Source organism: Clostridium sp. AM25-23AC, from assembly GCF_003435125.1.
Taxonomy (GTDB): domain Bacteria; phylum Bacillota; class Clostridia; order Lachnospirales; family Lachnospiraceae; genus Pilosibacter; species Pilosibacter fragilis.
This window is the reverse complement of sequence record NZ_QWGI01000023.1, coordinates 50,991-51,425: the sequence shown is the minus strand read 5'-3', so window position 1 is coordinate 51,425 and position 435 is coordinate 50,991. Positions and strand designations below refer to the sequence as shown.

At 55.9% G+C, this 435-nt stretch carries 1 pseudogene; it reads right to left on the bottom strand.

Annotated features, from left to right (window positions below):
* Window positions 1-375 (bottom strand): annotated as a pseudogene (locus DW677_RS13490) (DNA-binding protein); the annotation flags it as partial.
* Between the last annotated feature and the right edge of the window lie 60 nt (window positions 376-435).

The window sequence follows — 435 nt, the reverse complement described above, 5'->3', positions numbered from 1 at the left end:
CTTCGGGGCTGCGGCCTTGTCCTTATCTGCTTTCGGGGGACGGCCCCGGCGCTTCGGCTGTTCCGGCTCTTTGGGTTTTTCCTCCGCTTTCTTCGGAGCCTCCGGCTGCTTTTCCGGTTTTTCCGTTTTTGCCGGGGCAGGCTTTTCCCCGCTGGGAGCTGCCGCCCGTTCCTCGACCTTCTTTTCCTTCATAATTTCAGCGAAGTTATAGACGGAAACCTGCGGGTTCTTTACCTCCGGTTCCGTCTCTTTTTCCGGCTCCGGAGAAACGGAAACCTTCTCCGGCTCTTTTGGGGGAGCGGGAGGCGTTTCCTTGCCCGGCCCGCTATCCGTTACCGGCTGTTCCGGCGTTTTTGTGGTTTTATCATCTGCCATAAGCATTTACCTCCTGTTTTTTGGCATGAAAAAAGAGGCTCAACTTTTCAGTCAAGCCCC